This window comes from Corallococcus exiguus (assembly GCF_009909105.1).
In the GTDB taxonomy this organism is placed as follows: domain Bacteria; phylum Myxococcota; class Myxococcia; order Myxococcales; family Myxococcaceae; genus Corallococcus; species Corallococcus exiguus.
Window position 1 is genome coordinate 729,568 of sequence record NZ_JAAAPK010000002.1, and the last position, 14,622, is coordinate 744,189.

The window sequence follows — 14,622 nt, forward strand, 5'->3', positions numbered from 1 at the left end:
CTCTCAAATAGGAGCGTCGGCACTCTTCGGCAAATAGAGAATCCGGACGCGATACTTCGGGAAAACGGAGGTGTCATCCGGAGCAGGCGTCCCGCCGGGGGCTCTTGAGGCCCTTGTCGCCAGGGGAAGTGTTCATTTCCGTCGCGGTTTTCAATGACCCCGGCTGGAGAACGCTTTCACCGGGCCATTGAGACCAGCCGAGCGCCCGAACCTCCCGTGGCATGTGAGCCCGGAGGCTTGGAGCGTGGGTGACGGGGCCGCCGGCGAAGGCGTCGCGGCCGCTGCCCGTCTCGAGGGCCCCCGAGCACGGAAACCCCCTGCCCGATGCGGAACCGATTTGTCTTCACGTCCAGCGCGCTGCTGGTGGCGCTCCATGCCTTTGGCTGTGGCGCGAGCCCCGAAGGTGACACGACGACCCCGACCGGCGAGGTGGGCCCCCCCGCGCCCAGCCCCGCCCCTGGCGTCCCCGCCACGCCCCTTCCGGTCCCCGAGCCGGAGGGCACTCCGGAGCCCGTCCCCTCGGAGACGGAGGCCCCGCAGGACCCCACGACGCCCACGCCCACCGCACCGCCGGAGGACACGCCGGCTCCTGCTCCGTCGGGCGTGGACGGCTTCGGCGTGACGATGCTGTACCCCTCACTGCCGGGCGGTGAGTCCTGGGCGCTCGCGGAGGATGCCACCGCGGACAAGCGCTTCGATCCGCAGGGGACCATCACTCGCAACGCGGACGGCTCCTGGAAGATGAAGAGCACGAAGGTCCGCATGAGCGCCTACCCGGCCTCGGGCTACGACGCGAAGCAGATCGCCACGTATGACCGCGACGTGCTGGCGAGCCGCGGCTACATGCAGGCGGCCAACGACTGGAAGAACATCGAGATGACCGGCTTCGTGAAGGTCAACGCGGTGAACAACACCCAGGACAACTTCGCCTGGTACGCGCGCGGCGGAAAGCACAACGACAACAGCTCCGGCTGCGAGGGCAGCAGCTACAAGGGCGGTCTGCACTACGACGGCCGCGTGCGCTGGGAGAAGGAGACCTGGCACGTGTCCTACGACCAGGCGCCGTACAAGCCGGCCACCTCCGCGCTGAAGGGCCGCTGGGTGGGCTTCAAGGCCGTGATGCACAACGTGCCGGGGGCGAACGGCGCGGAAGCGGTGAAGCTGGAGCTATACCTCAACGACAACGCCGACAAGGTCACCTGGACCAAGGTCTACGACATGACCGATGACGGCGGCTGGGGCAGGGATGCCCAGCACTGCGGCGGCTCAGTGGGCGCCATGCCGATTACCTGGGGCGGCCCCATCGCCACGTTCCGCTGGGACAACGCCACGGACGTGGACTTCAAGTGGATGAGCGTCCGGGAAATCCAGCCCTAGCCAGGCCGCACGCCGCACGTCCTGAAGGCAGCAGGAGAGGGGGGCCTCGCGAGGGCCTCCCTCTTTTTTTGTTCGCCGCCTGACGTGGCGGGCGTGGGCTTTCCGACAGGAGCGGCGCGCCGGGGTGCCGCTGGAAAGAGACGCCCTAGCTTCGCAGCCTAGCTGACGCCGGGGCCGTGGGCCGCGCGCACACAGCCACTCCAGGGCGCGGTCCTCCCGGCCGGGCCCTCCACACGAGGGACGACGTTCATGCGGATCACCTTCCTGGGTCATGCGGGCTTCGCGGTGGAGACCGCTGGAGCGCTCGTCGTCATGGATCCGTGGCTGACGCCCCAGGGGGCCTTCGACTCCGCGTGGATGCAGCTGCCGCGCAACCACCACCTGGCGCCGCGCGTGAAGGAGCTGCTGGAGACGCCGGGCAAGGAGCGCTTCCTCTACATCAGCCACGAGCACAAGGATCACTTCGACCCGGAGTTCCTGGCGACCATCGCGAAGCGGGACTTCACCGTGCTGGTGCCCAAGTTCCGCCGCTCGGAGCTGCGGGACATCTTCGAGAAGTACGGCTGCAAGCGCGTCATCGCGTGCGAGGACTCGCGCGAGATTCCCATCAAGGGCGGCTACATCAAGCTCTTCGTGTCGGAGCAGGGCACCAACCGCGACTCCAGCGTGATGGTGCGCGGCGACGGGCAGTGCTTCCTCAACATCAACGACTGCAAGATGCACGACCGCCTGGTGCGCGTCATCGCGGAGGAGGGGCCCATCGACGTCTTCTCCGCCCAGTTCTCCGGCGCCATCTGGCACCCCACCTGCTACGAGTACCCGCAGGAGACGTACTCGGCCATCAGCCTGAAGAAGCGCGACAGCAAGTTCGAGGCGGTGGCGCGCGCGTTGGAAGTGGTGCAGCCCCGCGCGTACATCGCGGCGGCGGGCCCGGCGGCCTTCCTGGATCCGGCGCTCTTCAACCTGAACTTCCAGGACGTGAACATCTTCCCGCGCGCGCCCGTGCTCTTCTCCTACCTGGAGAAGCGCATGCCCACGCTGCCCACGCGCTATCTGGAGCCCATGCCTGGGGACGTGCTGGACGCGGGCTCGCTGGAGTTCGTGTCGCAGGTGCCGGAGCGCGTGACGACGGAGAACTTCCAGGAGTACCTCCACACGTACGCGAAGGACATGGCCTACGTCTTCCGCGAGCGCCGCCGCAACCTGATGCGCGAGGAGGTGGATGAAATCCACGCCCGCCTGCGCGTGGAGCTGCAGCGCAAGCTGGACCTGTTGGATCTGCACGACCGCGTGGGCATGCCGTTCTACGTGGAGCTGACGGAGGCGCCCACGCGGCTGCTGCGCGTGGACTTCAAGGGCCGCCGCGTGGATGAAGTGACGGAGATGCGCGACAAGAGCCGCTACGCGATGAAGGTGAGCGCGAGCGACATCGTGCGCGTGTTGGACCGGAAGCTGAACTGGGAGGACTTCCTCTTGTCCTTCCGCCTGCGGCTGTCCCGCAACCCGGACGTCTACGAGCCCGTGCTGCACGGCTTCCTGGGCGTGGAGGTGGAGGACATCCGCGAGTTCTGCGACGGCATCCGCGCCACGGAGGCCCAGAAGGAGCGCACCGTGGTGGAGGCCGGCGGCAAGCGCTTCACCATCCAGCGCTTCTGCCCGCACCAGGGCGCGGACCTGGCGGAAGGCTGGGTGGAGGAGGGCCGCTACGTGGTGTGCCCGCGTCACCGCTGGCAGTTCGACCTGCAGAACGGCGGCGCGTGCAAGTCCAACAACTCCTCGCTCTGCGCGGAGCCCGTCGCGGACAAGCCGGAGAAGGTGGAGCGCGGCGGCGACAAGGCGCCCGCCGTGGACAAGGCGCCCGTCGAACCGCCGCGCGTCTGACGCTTCAGCTACCCCGGCCTTCAGCTTCCCCGATAGGTGGAGAAGCCGAAGGGGCTCAGGAGCAGCGGGACGTGGTAGTGCTCGTCGGTCGCGGTGACCTCGAACACGACCTGCACATACGGGTAGAAGCCCCGCTGCCCCCGGGCCTGGAACCAGGCCCCGGTGTCGAAGGTGAGGCGGTACACGCCGGGCTGAAGCTTCGTGTTCGCGCCCGACAGGTCCTTCACCCGTCCATCCGCGTTGGTGACGCCCCGGGACAGCTCCCGGAAGTCTTCGCCCGAGCGGGCCTCCAACGTGAGGGAGAGCCCCTCCGCGGGACGGCCCGTGCTCGTGTCCAGGACATGCGTGCTGAGGGTGCTCATGACGCGAGGAGCTTCTCCAGTCGGATGCGGGTGATCTTCGCTTGCTCCCCGGCCGCGATCTTCAGCTCTTCGTCCGGGGTGTGGTGCATGCGGTCCTGGAGCAGGTCCAGCATCTCCGCGGCGCTCTTGCCCGTGGCGCAGACGAGGAAGATGAAGCCGTAGCGGGACTCGTAGTCCCGGTTGCCCTGGGACAGTGCCTGCAGGACGCCTTCATCCGCGCCGGCCACGCCCTTCTGCTCCTGTGACGACCACTGCGCGGTGGAGGCGAACTTCTCCCGCAGCTTCGACACGTCGCCGATGCGCGGGTGGTGCGTGAAGGCCTCCCTCCAGTCCTCCGGCCCCGTGCGCGCCCAGGCGTCCACGGCCTCCGCGTACACGTGCTCCGCGTCGCGGAATGGGCGGACGGCCAGCATCCGCTGGACCCACTTCGTGCTGCCGCAGCAGCGGGTGAAGGCCTCGGTGGCCTCCTCCGTCGTGGCGGTGTTCAGGCGCTCCAGCGGCGTCGTCACGCCGGCTCCCCGAAGAGGCGCAGCCGGCTGACGCCGCCGTCCGGGAAGATGTTGAGGCGCACGTGGGTGATGGGGCCCACGTCCTTCAGCTCCTTCTCGAAGACGTGGCAGTGGTCCGCCTGGAGCTTCGACTGGGGCAACAGCTCCTTCCACTGGAGGTGCGTCGCGTTGGCGAAGTCCAGCAGCGGCTCCTCCAGGTGGATGCCCTCCAGCGAGCAGCGGTCCGGGAAGTTGCCCTTGAAGTAGTGGGTGTCCACCTCCGCGCGGCGCAGCGTGCCCGCCGTGGCCAGCTTCACGACGATCCAGTCGAAGCCCGGCACGCGCTTGCGGCGCGTCTCCCAGCCCTCGCCCATGTTCGCCGCGCGGCCCGGAAAGATGAGGTTGTCCTTCGTGCCGAAGAACTGATCGTTGCACGTGACGATGGAGCCGCCGTTGGCCGCCGCCGCCAGGTCCACCAGCCCGGCCTTCTTGAGGGCGTGCCAGTCCGGCAGCACCTGCCCGTGCACGCGCAGGCGCGCGACGCCGCCGTCCGGGTAGATGTTGAGGCGCACGTGCGTGAAGCGCCGCTCGTTCGCCACCGCGAAGAGGTTGCGAGAACCGCCGCGCAGGCGCTGCTTGGGGACCAGCTCCGTCCAGCGCGACACGTCCTCCGCCAGCGACTCCGGCGACGGATCTCCGTCCACCTCGCACGCCTCCAGCGAGGCGTACTCGGGGAAGTTGCCGAGGAAGTGGTTGGTGTCCACGTCGATGCCGTGGATGGCGCCGGGCAGGCCCAGCTTCACGATGCACCAGTCATAGCCGGGCACGCGCTTGCGGCGCGTCTCCCAGCCGTCCATCCACTTGCCGCGCTCCGTGAACTTGTCCGCGATGAAGACGCCGCGCCCGGCCTCCAACATCGACTCCTTGGGCGCGAAGAACTCGTCGTTGGCCAGCAGGGCCTTGCCGCCCACCTTGCGTGCGGCGAGATCAATCAAGTCAGCGAAGGCGACGTGCATCGCCCCGGGTGCTTCGGCTTGCATCGGCATTCCTCTCCCGGACCGTCGGGGCTAGCCGCGCGGCAGCCATTGGCCGATGCGCGGGCCCGTCAGTCCCTCGGTGGCGTCGAAGATACGCTGGCCGCGCAGGTATGTCCTCATCACCCGGCCTTCCAGCTCGCGTCCGGCGTAGGGCGTCAGCCGGTGCCGGTGGCGGATGTCCTCGGGCGCCACCTTGAAGCGCGCCTCCGGGGCGAAGACGACGAAGTCCGCGTCCAGCCCGGGCTGGATGGCTCCTTTGCTCCCCGACAATCCAGCCAGCTTCGCGGTGCGGTGCGCCATGCGCTCCACCAGCGCGTCCAGGCCCAGGCCGCGCGCGCGCATGCCCGTCCACACCGCGGACACGCTGAGCTGCAAGCCGGCGATGCCGCCCCACGCGCCGGAGAAGTCTCCGGCCTCCAGCTTCTTGAGCGCGGGCGTGCAGGGCGAGTGGTCCGACACCACCAGGTCGATGAGGCCGCTCTTCACCGCGTCCCACAGCCGCTCGCGGTTGGCCGCCTCGCGGATGGGCGGGGCGCACTTGAAGTGGGTGGCGCCGGCTTCAATCTCCTCCGCCGTGAAGGTGAGGTAGTGCGGGCACGTCTCCACCGTGAAGGGCAGCCCTTCCGCCTTCGCCTTCGCGATGTCGTCCAGCGCGTCCGCCGCGGACAGGTGGACGATGTGCACGGGGCCGCGGTGCTTGCGGCACAGGTCGATCGTCATCCGGATGGCGTCCACCTCCCACGCGGCCGGACGGGACGCGAGGTAGCTGGCATACGCGCGCACGTCGCCCGCGAAGGGCGGTTCATGGTCCGTCAGTTCCGCGTGGACCAGCAGCGGCACGCCCGCCTTCGCGAGGATGGGCATGGCCGCGTCCAGCACCTCGCGCGTGGCGGCGGGAAACTCATCCACGCCCGAGTGCACGAGGAAGCACTTGAAGCCCGGCGCGCCCGCTTCGACCATCGCCTGGAGCTCGTGGGCGTTGCCGGGGATGACGCCGCCCCACAGGCCGTAGTCGATGGCGCACTGGCCGGACGCGGCCTCCGCCTTGGTGCGCAGCGCGGCCAGGGACGTGGTCGCGGGGATGGAGTTGAGCGGCATGTCCACCACGGTGGTGATGCCGCCCGCCGCCGCCGCCGCTGTCGCCGTGGCGAAGCCCTCCCAGTCCGTGCGGCCGGGCTCGTTGATGTGCGCGTGGCTGTCCACGATGCCGGGCAACAGCGCGTCCCGGCCCAGGTCCACCACCTGCGCGTCCTTCGGCACGTCCACCGTCGCGTGGATGCCTTCGATGCGCCCGTCGCGCACCACCACCGCCGCGGCGCGCGTGCCCTCGGGCGTCACCACGCGCTCGCTGCGAAACACGGTTACAGATGCACTCACGTCTCGAACTCCGTCGTCGCGTAGTCCGCGAGCGCGCGGAAGTGGCGCTCGCTGTCATCCAGGTAGAGCTGTTTCGTGATGCCGCCCACCAGGCGGGGCAGGCTGTACTTCATGCCGGAGATGCTGGCGCCGCCGAAGCCCAACGAGAGCAGGCACCCGAAGGTGTAGTTGAACACGCCGCCCAGCCATGGCGCGGTGCCGGGCTGCTTCTCCTGGAACTCGAAGGAGGGGCCCAGGTACGGGTGGCGCAGCAGGTCCGCGTTCCGTTCGTTCTCCGGCGGCGTGAAGCGGTCCTTCCACAGCGCGATGTGCGGGTGCAGCTCCGCCAGCTCCGGCCGCAGTGACAGGTCCGTGGTGAAGCCGGACGCGATGATGAGGAAGTCGAACGCGTGCGTCGCGTGCGGCGTGCGCACCACGGCCATGCCGTCCTGCGCCTTCACCTCCACCCAGGGACTCTCCGCGTGCAGGTGGAAGTGCGGGTGGCGGCGGGCGCGCTCGAAGGTGTCGCGCGGCGGCAGTTGGCCCATGTCGATGATCTGCCGGATGAAGCGCCAGCGCTGCGCGTCCGGCAGGTCGCCGTGGTGGCGCAGGAAGCCCGCGAACTCCGCCCAGCGGTAGGGGTTCACGTTGGGCAGCTTCTTGCGGCGGTAGAACAGGTCCACCTGGCCCACGCCCATCTCCAGCGCCACGGAGGCGTTGTCGAACGCGGAGGCCCCCGCGCCCAGCACGCCCACGCGCTTGCCCTTCAGCGCGGCGAAGTCGATGGGGTCATGCGTGTGCGCCCACAGCGCGCGCGGCAGCGGCTGCACCTCTGGCGGCGCCTCCCAGCGGCCGGAGCCGTCGATGCCGGTGGCCAGCACCACCTTTCGCGCGAAGAGGAACTCCGTCTCACCGTTGTGCGCGGCGGGGACCTCGAAGCAGTCCAGGTCCTTGCGCCAGTGCAGCGCGCCCGCCTTGGTGCCGCACCTCACCGGGATGCCCAGCACGCGCCGGTACCAGAGGAGGTAGTCCGCCCACAGCTCCTTCGGGATGAGGGCCACCTGCTGGAAGCCCTCCGCGCCGTGCTGCGCTTCGTACCAGGCGCGGAAGGAGAGGTTGGGGATGTTGTAGTCCGCACCAGTGAGGTACTTGGGCGTGCGCAGGGTGATCATCCGCGCGAATGTCTTCCAGGGCCCGTGGAAGCCGTCCCTGCCGTCGTCCAGCACGAGCACGTTCGTCACGCGCTCGCGCATCAGTCCGAACGCCGTGCCCAGCCCGCTCTGGCCTCCGCCCACGATGAGCACGTCCAGGATGGGACGTCCGTCCGGCGTGGAGCGCGGCGGCACCCAGCCGCGGGCGGGGTACGACAGGATGTCCAGGTCGCGGCGGAGGGCGTCTTCCAACGCCTCCAGTCCCTGCGGTGGACGATACGTCGAGGCCAGCGGGTCGCGGTCGGGCATCGTGCCTCAAGCAACCCATGCCCGGATTCTCCATGCAAGGGGGCCCCCCTGGCATTCGCCCCGACGGGCGGGTTCCGGACGACCGCCTCAGAGGTGCGAGGTGGGGCCGGCCGCCTGGGGCACGAGCAGCTCGAAGCGCACGCGCGCGTTGTCCGTGCGCATGCCGGCGGGGCCTTCCAGGCCGAGCGCGTCGGCGGGCAGCAATCCCTCCCAGACGCGCACACCGTCCGCGTACACGGTCAGCACGTTCGCGTCGATGCGGGCGCGCAGCACGTGGGACTCACCGGGGGACAGCCGATCCAACGGCTCCATGAAGCGCGGCCGCACGGTGGTGTAGCCCGCGTTGCCGCACTCGCGGCTCTCGTGGTCGTCCGGGTTGGACTTGAACTGGACCACGATGCCCGCGGAGGGCGCGATGCGCCACATGGCGTAGATGACGTTGCAGCCGTCCCGCGCGCGCAGCTTGAGGCCCACCTGTTCGCGCTGCTGGCCCGACGCCAGCGGTACAACCTCGCTGGTGGCGCCCAACCACGTGAAGCGCAGCTCCGCCTCGTCCCCCGTCGTTTCCGGAACGACCGCGCGCTGGCGCGGCCCCTCGATGGCGAACTGCGTCCCTTCCTGTTCCTCTTCCTCCTGGAGGTTCTCGACCTGGCCTTCGGTGACGTGCAGCTGCCCCCGCGTGACGGGGGCCAGTCCGTTCTTCGTGGCAGGAGGGTCGGTGCGCAGCGCGCGCGTGCTGGAGGATGCGGGGGATTCCATGGGCTTCCTCGCGCTGTTGCAGGCGCCGTGGCTCAGGAGCAGTGCGCCCGCCCACAGCATCAACACGCCCGACGTCCCGAGCGCCACCCACCGCCGTTGCCTTGCGTCGCTCATGGGCCCGTTTCCCCTAGAAGCGTGCGGAGGGTCTTCAGATGCGCGCCCAGATAGGCCTGCTCCGCCTGCAGCCGCGCCAGCTCCAGCAGCAGGTAGTCCCGGAAGCGGCGCACCTGCCGCGTCTGCAGTTGCTCCACCTCGCGCAGCTGGCCCTGCAGGTCGGACACCAGCGCGGACACCTCGCCCAGCCGTTGCTGTTCACTGCGCTCGGTGATGCGCAATTCGCCCAGGAGCTGGCGCACCCGCCGGGGCGCTCCATCCACCGCGTCGCGCGACTCCAGGCGGCGGCCCTCGCGGGCCTGGGCGTTGGCCCGGCCCTGCCACAGCTGGCCCAGGTTGTAGCCCAGCGTCAGCTGACCGAAGAGGGGCGTGCTCTGGTCCACGTCGAAGACCTCGTCGTAGCCGCCGCGCACGCTCAGGCGCCACGCGCCCGCCGTGCGCAGGCCGCCGGACAGGACCTCGACTTGATCATCCGCGGCCTCGAAGGCGCTGATCAGCGCGCCCAGGGTCTGCCCCTCCGGTACCGCGGGTTCGAGCGCCAGCCGCTCGCGAGCCTGGGCGGTGTCGCGCGCGAGCGAGCGCAGATGATCCAACCGCACCTGCACCGCGTTGAGCTCCTCCAGCGTCGCGCCGCCGTCGCGCAGGTCGTCGCGCAGATGGGCCACCAGCTCCTCCGCGCGGGGCAGGGAGGTGGCCAGTGCTCGGGAGCGAGCGTCCAGCGCCGCCGCTTCTCCCAGCCGCGAACCCTGATCCACGGCGCTCTGGAGCGCGGCGAGCGCCTGGTAGCGACGACACTCGGCCTCCGCGCGCGAGCGCAGCGTGTGGCCCCGGTAGAGGCCCACGAAGTCGTAGCCCAGCCCCGCGGTGACGCGCAGCTTGGGAGAGCCCAGGGGAAAGTCGTCCGAGCCGCCCGTGGCGTCGCCCGCGTTCACCGCGCCCACACTGGCGAACACCTCCGGCGCCAGCTCCAGCACGGCCTCCGCCTTCGCGGTGCCGCGCACGCGTTCGCAATAGCCCTTCGCGAGGTCTCCCTGGGCCCGCACCGTCCCCGCTTCTTCCGCCGGCGCCACGCCCGCCCACAACCCGAGCCCCAGCAGGGCTCCCCTCGCGAGGCTCGTCCGCATCCTCCGCTTCCTTTCCGATTTCACGACGGGGTTCACAGCATCAACGGGGGATGGCCCAGGTGAAGCAGCGGCTCGCGTGCGCTCGGGGCATCCCGAAGCTGGAGTTCCACCATCACGCCTCGCAAGTGGTACTGGCGGATGGGGTGCTGCTGGGAGATCTCGCCCTCCAGCACGGGTCCCACCATGCCCACCTCGCGGCACCAGAAGATCTTGAGCGCGCAGGTGTAGAGCGGGGTGCCGGCTCGGGCGTTGGGCAGGTTCTCGTAGGGCACGAAGGCCACGTTGAGGTTCTGCTCCACCGCCTTCAGGTACGGCGAGCCATGCACCACCTGGAGCAGGTGGTCGAAGCGGCGGATGCGGTCGTCCAGCGCGCGCACGTCCGCCTCCAGGCTCTTGCGCTGCGCGTCCGCGCGGGCCAGCGCCAGCACCGACTGGGTGTACTCACGCTCCAGCAGCAACGTGTCCGTCGTCAGGCCCTCGGCGGCGGTGTCGCGGCCCAGGCCGTTCTCCGCGGCGGTGAGCCCCTCACTCTCGCGCCGGAGCGTGTCCAGGCGCATGTCCAGGTCCACCGTCTCCTGCGCCAGGGACAGGTTGCTCTGCGCCATCTGCGCCAGGTGGTGGTTGGCGGTGAGCACGTCCTCCCGCTCCATCAGCTTCGCGCCGTAGAGCGCGTTCGTCCGCGTGCGGGACAGGCCGCTGAACGCGCGGTTGGACTCGGCGATCTCCTCGCCCGTGCGCAGGTACTCCTGGCGCAGCGCGGACAGCCGCCGCGCCAGCCGGTCGCGGGAGCGCTTCTCCCCCTTGAGCGCCACCACGAAGCGCTGCTGGAAGGACCGCTCCGCGGCCACGGTCCGCTCGGCCTCCAGGAGCCGGTCCGACGCCTCTCGCCGCCGGGCCATCAACCCGTCCCGCTCCGACTCCTGCTGTGCCGCCTGCGCGTTGAGCGCCAGCACGTTGGGATCAGTGGGCGAAAGGATGGTGGGCGCCGCCCAGCTGGTGCTCGCCAGGAAGAAGCCCTGCACCACGAGGAACGACATCAGGCCCAGGAGGATCAGCGCCAGCAGCACCGAGCCCATGAACTTGTAGGCGGACACCGCGATGGAGTTGAGCCGGTTGGCGACCTGCTGGTTCATGACGGGGTTCCTTCGCCTGCGGAGTTGGACGTGAGCTTCGCGGGGGCGGGAACGGGGGAGGGCGCCGGCGCCGTCGTGGGACTGCCGCGCGTCTCCCAACTCCCGGAGTCGAGCGTCAGCAGCGCCAGCGGCGTGAAGAGCGCGTACGTCACCGGCATGAGCAGCGCCATGGGCAGGAAGCTCGCGGGATGCACGCGCCGGTCCTCCGGCAGGTAGCGCGTCTCCATCCGGTAGATGAAGCCCAACAGGCCAATCACCAGGAAGTGGAACGAGAGGATGTCCCAGAACTCGCCGTTGAGCAGGTTGTGGACGATGACCACCGGGTACGCCAGCAGCAGCGCCAGCTGCGATACGTAGTGCACGGTGATGACCGGGTGCAGCCGCCACGCGTGCGACAGGCCGCAGATGAGGTCCACCAGGTTGGAGCGCCGCCAGCGCAGCTGCTGACTGAAGTAGCCCGCGAGCGTGGAGGGCGCGGCGGTGAAGCAGTACGCGTCCAGCGTGTAGACCGTCTCGTAGTCGTGCTTGACGATCTGCCGCGTGAGGAAGCGGTCCTCGCCGTACTTGATGGGGATGCCCGCGATGGCGCGCGCCTCCAGGATGGGCTCCAGCTCCAGCAGCACGGAACGGCGATACGCCGTCAGACAACCGGACAGGCACATCACCTGTCGGAACGAGCGCTCCAGGTCCTTCAGCCACTTCTGGGCGAAGTGGAACTTGATTTCGATCATCCGCGTCAGCCAGTTCTGGTGACGGTTGATGACGAAGGTGCGCCCGCCCACCGCGGCGACATTCGGGTGCACGAAGCGGCGGATGAGCTGGCGCACGGCGCTCTTCTCCACCACCACGTCGGAGTCCACGGAGACGATGATCTCCGCGTCCTCCGCGGCGCGGACGCCCCGGTTGATGCCCTTGCGCTTGCCCATGTTCTCCGGGTTGCGCATCACCCGGACGTTGGGGTGGCCCTCCGCGGCCTTGGTGGCCCACGCGACGCTGTCGTCGCGCGAGCAGTCATCCACGACGATGATCTCGGTGAGCTCGCTGGGATAGTCCTGGTCCAGCAGGGCCCGGACGGTGTGGAAGATGCCCTGGCCTTCGTTGAACAGCGGAACGACGATGGCGACCTTCGGACGGTAGGAGTCGTCCACCCGTTCGAACCGTCGCCCCTTCAGCCGCCGCAGGAAGGGGCCGAGGATGTAGCGGTTCATCAAGACGACGATGAACAGCAAATGGATGGGAAACAGTTCCATCGGTCCCGCGCGCCCCCTCACGCCCCGGAAGGGCCCCGGGAACCTCCCGGAGCCCTTCCTTCCGTCCCCAGACGGCCGCTTCACCCCTGTGAAGCGCCCGGAAGGTTGGGGTGCCTCGTACGTCCCGCCAACTGTCCGGGACCGGTGGGCTGCCCGGTGATGGAAACCGTGCGGCGCGAGCCTTCAGCGCGGGCTCAGAACGTCCGCAACAGGGCCAGGTCGCGCTCCAGCTCCGCCTCCCGCGCCTGACGCAGGGCCGGGGAGGGGAAGGCGATGGCCGCCATTGATTCGGTCGCGGCGGCGGCGATGCGGTCCACGCCGTCGCGGGAGATGACGCCCGCGTGGAACGCGTCCACCGCAGCGCCCACGTACGTGTCGAAGAAGAAGACGTGCTTCGCGCGCCAGGCGTCCCGCTTCTCCTGCGGCGTCGCCACCACGTCGTGGATGAACACGGCGCGCACCGCCTGGGGCAGGGACTCGCGCATGCGTGCGCCGAACTCCACGTCGCCCTGGCCGCTGTCGCCCACGAAGACGAAGCCGTACTCGGGGAAGAGGCGCGCGTACTGTTCGAAGTTCTCGAACTTCTTCTGCGCGATGCGCGTGTTGCCCACGAGGTAGAAGAAGCTGCCAGAGAGCATCACCGCCAGCGGCACGCCGCGCTTGCTCAGCGAGTCCAGCGTCGCGTTCTCGATGAGGCCCAGCGGATCCTGCGGGCGCGCACTCACGAAGACGAGGTCGCCCGCGCGGCCCGGGATGATGCCCGGCCCCCGGTCCAGCTCCTGGTAGAACGCGAGCACGCCCGGGTACACCGTCTTCGGCGGGTAGCGCTGGTCCACCCAGTTGGCGAAGAACGTGTCATCGATGTCGCTCAGGACCTTGTTCTCGCCGCTGGGAAAGGCCTGCGCCTCGCGCTGGAAGTGGGCGAGCAGTTCGGTGCGCACCACCATGTCGTCCACGTCGTCGAACACCAGCTTGTGCAGGTCGTGGTACTCGCCGCCCGCCTCCAGCAGGTTCTTGAACCCGGTCAGCTCGCGGCCCTTCAGTCCCAGGAACAGGTCGCGCAGCCGCGCTTCCGCCTGCGCGGGCGTGGCGCCCTTCTGGAGCGCGGTGGCCAGCGACGCGCGCACCGGCAGGGACAGCTCCGCCGCGCGGCGCGTGCACAGCAGGTCCAGGAGCGCCGTGTGGTTGTCCGGGCCCACCAGCCGGTCATCCAGGTCCGACAGCAGGCGCACCAGGTCCACGTTGGACAGGAGGAAGTTCAGCTCCTCGCTGGTGGCGCCCTCCAGCAGGTCCAGGATGCGGCGCTCGTCGTTCCGGTCCGTGTGGCCCGTCATGTCCCGGCGCAGCGCCTGGAGCTTCGTCGTCGCGGTGGTCAGGTCCATGAGTGTCTCTCCCCCCCTCAGCGTAGGGCCGTGAAGCCTACGCGCCCGCTGAGCGGCCGGACCAGCCCCCGTGACAGGCGCGACGGTTCCTGATTGCCTGCACGACATGACGGTGCCCCTCTCTTCCATGCCCCTCGACCTGCGCCCCGACGAGGTCCACGTGTGGATCGTCGAACCCGAGCGCATCGACGACCCGCGCCTCCTGGAGGCCTACAAGGCCCTGTTGGACACAGGCGAGCGCGAGCGGCAGCGGCGCTTCCACTTCGAGCGGCACCAGCGGCAGTACCTGGTGTCCCACGCGCTGGTGCGGCTGACCCTGTCGCGCTACGCGCCCGTCGCGCCGGAGGCCTGGCGCTTCGTCCCCAACGAGTACGGCCGTCCCGCCATCGTGGGTCCCGAGGGCCAGTGGCTGCGCTTCAACCTGAGCCACACGGACGGCATGGCCCTGGTCGCGGTGGGCCGGGACGTGGACCTGGGCGCGGACATCGAAGACGCGGAGCGGCCCGGCGAGACGGTGGAGATCGCCGACCACTACTTCGCGAAGACGGAGGTGCAGGCCCTGCGCTCGCTTCCCAAGGAGCGCCAGCGTGAGCGCTTCTTCGAGTACTGGACCCTGAAGGAGGCCTACATCAAGGCGCGCGGCGCGGGCCTGTCCCTGCCGTTGGATCAGTTCGGCTTCGACCTGGTGCCGGGACAGATGCCCGGCATCAGCTTCGACCCGCGGATGAACGACCTGCCGGACGTGTGGCAGTTCATGCAGCACAAGCCGTCCGCCCGGCACCAGGCGGCGTTGGCCTTCCGCAGGCCCCGGAGTGGGGCGCTCACGGTGCGCTGGCAGCACACCGTGCCGCTGGCCGGGGACATGGCCCCAATCATCAAGACGGCCTAGCGGGTCGCTG

At 69.6% G+C, this 14,622-nt stretch carries 13 protein-coding genes; 3 read left to right on the plus strand and 10 right to left on the minus strand.

Going from position 1 to position 14,622, the window contains the following annotated elements; translation table 11 throughout:
• Positions 1-324 precede the first annotated feature (324 nt).
• Together GTZ93_RS09335 and GTZ93_RS09340 are read left to right on the plus strand one after the other, a co-directional pair.
• A complete protein-coding gene (locus GTZ93_RS09335) occupies positions 325-1,377 on the plus strand; it encodes a carbohydrate-binding protein (RefSeq protein ID WP_161662743.1) in 1,053 nt (350 codons plus the stop codon).
• Positions 1,378-1,626: 249 nt separating this feature from the next.
• Positions 1,627-3,258 carry a Rieske 2Fe-2S domain-containing protein gene (locus GTZ93_RS09340; protein ID WP_139918886.1) on the plus strand — a complete coding sequence of 544 codons (1,632 nt, stop codon included), beginning with the start codon at positions 1,627-1,629 and terminating at the stop codon, positions 3,256-3,258.
• 20 nt (positions 3,259-3,278) lie between these two features.
• Here GTZ93_RS09340 and uraH read toward each other — a convergent pair whose 3' ends face one another.
• The 10 genes from uraH to GTZ93_RS09390 all read right to left on the minus strand — a co-directional run bounded on the left by uraH (position 3,279) and on the right by GTZ93_RS09390 (position 13,723).
• A complete protein-coding gene (uraH, locus tag GTZ93_RS09345) occupies positions 3,279-3,620 on the minus strand; it encodes a hydroxyisourate hydrolase (RefSeq protein WP_014397447.1) in 342 nt (113 codons plus the stop codon).
• A complete protein-coding gene (uraD, locus tag GTZ93_RS09350; protein WP_139918884.1) occupies positions 3,617-4,129 on the minus strand; it encodes a 2-oxo-4-hydroxy-4-carboxy-5-ureidoimidazoline decarboxylase in 513 nt (170 codons plus the stop codon). Before uraD ends, uraH begins: the two co-directional genes overlap by 4 nt.
• Positions 4,126-5,148, minus strand: coding sequence for an allantoicase (gene alc, locus GTZ93_RS09355; protein WP_139918882.1), 1,023 nt, complete (start codon positions 5,146-5,148; stop codon positions 4,126-4,128). Before alc ends, uraD begins: the two co-directional genes overlap by 4 nt.
• Before the next feature lie 27 nt (positions 5,149-5,175).
• Positions 5,176-6,522, minus strand: a complete 1,347-nt coding sequence (allB, locus tag GTZ93_RS09360; protein WP_139918880.1) for an allantoinase AllB — start codon at positions 6,520-6,522, stop codon at positions 5,176-5,178.
• Positions 6,519-7,961 carry an FAD/NAD(P)-binding protein gene (locus GTZ93_RS09365; RefSeq protein ID WP_139918878.1) on the minus strand — a complete coding sequence of 481 codons (1,443 nt, stop codon included), beginning with the start codon at positions 7,959-7,961 and terminating at the stop codon, positions 6,519-6,521. Before GTZ93_RS09365 ends, allB begins: the two co-directional genes overlap by 4 nt.
• A gap of 87 nt (positions 7,962-8,048) precedes the next feature.
• Positions 8,049-8,834 carry a hypothetical protein gene (locus tag GTZ93_RS09370; RefSeq protein ID WP_257979197.1) on the minus strand — a complete coding sequence of 262 codons (786 nt, stop codon included), beginning with the start codon at positions 8,832-8,834 and terminating at the stop codon, positions 8,049-8,051.
• A complete protein-coding gene (locus tag GTZ93_RS09375) occupies positions 8,831-9,958 on the minus strand; it encodes a hypothetical protein (protein ID WP_121754909.1) in 1,128 nt (375 codons plus the stop codon). The genes GTZ93_RS09370 and GTZ93_RS09375 overlap by 4 nt, the downstream gene beginning before the upstream one ends.
• 32 nt (positions 9,959-9,990) lie before the next feature.
• A complete protein-coding gene (locus GTZ93_RS09380; protein ID WP_139918876.1) occupies positions 9,991-11,091 on the minus strand; it encodes a coiled-coil domain-containing protein in 1,101 nt (366 codons plus the stop codon).
• Positions 11,088-12,341, minus strand: a complete 1,254-nt coding sequence (locus tag GTZ93_RS09385; RefSeq protein ID WP_139918874.1) for a glycosyltransferase — start codon at positions 12,339-12,341, stop codon at positions 11,088-11,090. Before GTZ93_RS09385 ends, GTZ93_RS09380 begins: the two co-directional genes overlap by 4 nt.
• 194 nt (positions 12,342-12,535) lie before the next feature.
• The gene (locus tag GTZ93_RS09390; RefSeq protein WP_139918872.1) at positions 12,536-13,723 is read right to left on the minus strand and encodes a phosphatase domain-containing protein; all 1,188 of its coding nucleotides are present in this window, start codon (positions 13,721-13,723) and stop codon (positions 12,536-12,538) included.
• A gap of 106 nt (positions 13,724-13,829) precedes the next feature.
• Between GTZ93_RS09390 and GTZ93_RS09395 the strand changes: the two genes are divergently transcribed.
• Positions 13,830-14,612, plus strand: coding sequence for a 4'-phosphopantetheinyl transferase family protein (locus GTZ93_RS09395; protein WP_139918870.1), 783 nt, complete (start codon positions 13,830-13,832; stop codon positions 14,610-14,612).
• The last annotated feature ends 10 nt before the right edge of the window (positions 14,613-14,622 follow it).

Excerpts from the sequence above, each read along its gene's own strand:
- GTZ93_RS09335 (WP_161662743.1), top strand. The coding sequence starts at position 325 with ATGCGGAACCGATTTGTCTTCACGTCCAGCGCGCTGCTGGTGGCGCTC.
- GTZ93_RS09340 (WP_139918886.1), top strand. The coding sequence starts at position 1,627 with ATGCGGATCACCTTCCTGGGTCATGCGGGCTTCGCGGTGGAGACCGCT.
- uraH (WP_014397447.1), bottom strand. The coding sequence starts at position 3,620 with ATGAGCACCCTCAGCACGCATGTCCTGGACACGAGCACGGGCCGTCCC.
- alc (WP_139918882.1), bottom strand. The coding sequence starts at position 5,148 with ATGCAAGCCGAAGCACCCGGGGCGATGCACGTCGCCTTCGCTGACTTG.
- GTZ93_RS09365 (WP_139918878.1), bottom strand. The coding sequence starts at position 7,961 with ATGCCCGACCGCGACCCGCTGGCCTCGACGTATCGTCCACCGCAGGGA.
- GTZ93_RS09370 (WP_257979197.1), bottom strand. The coding sequence starts at position 8,834 with ATGAGCGACGCAAGGCAACGGCGGTGGGTGGCGCTCGGGACGTCGGGC.
- GTZ93_RS09375 (WP_121754909.1), bottom strand. The coding sequence starts at position 9,958 with ATGCGGACGAGCCTCGCGAGGGGAGCCCTGCTGGGGCTCGGGTTGTGG.
- GTZ93_RS09380 (WP_139918876.1), bottom strand. The coding sequence starts at position 11,091 with ATGAACCAGCAGGTCGCCAACCGGCTCAACTCCATCGCGGTGTCCGCC.
- GTZ93_RS09385 (WP_139918874.1), bottom strand. The coding sequence starts at position 12,341 with ATGGAACTGTTTCCCATCCATTTGCTGTTCATCGTCGTCTTGATGAAC.
- GTZ93_RS09390 (WP_139918872.1), bottom strand. The coding sequence starts at position 13,723 with ATGGACCTGACCACCGCGACGACGAAGCTCCAGGCGCTGCGCCGGGAC.
- GTZ93_RS09395 (WP_139918870.1), top strand. The coding sequence starts at position 13,830 with ATGACGGTGCCCCTCTCTTCCATGCCCCTCGACCTGCGCCCCGACGAG.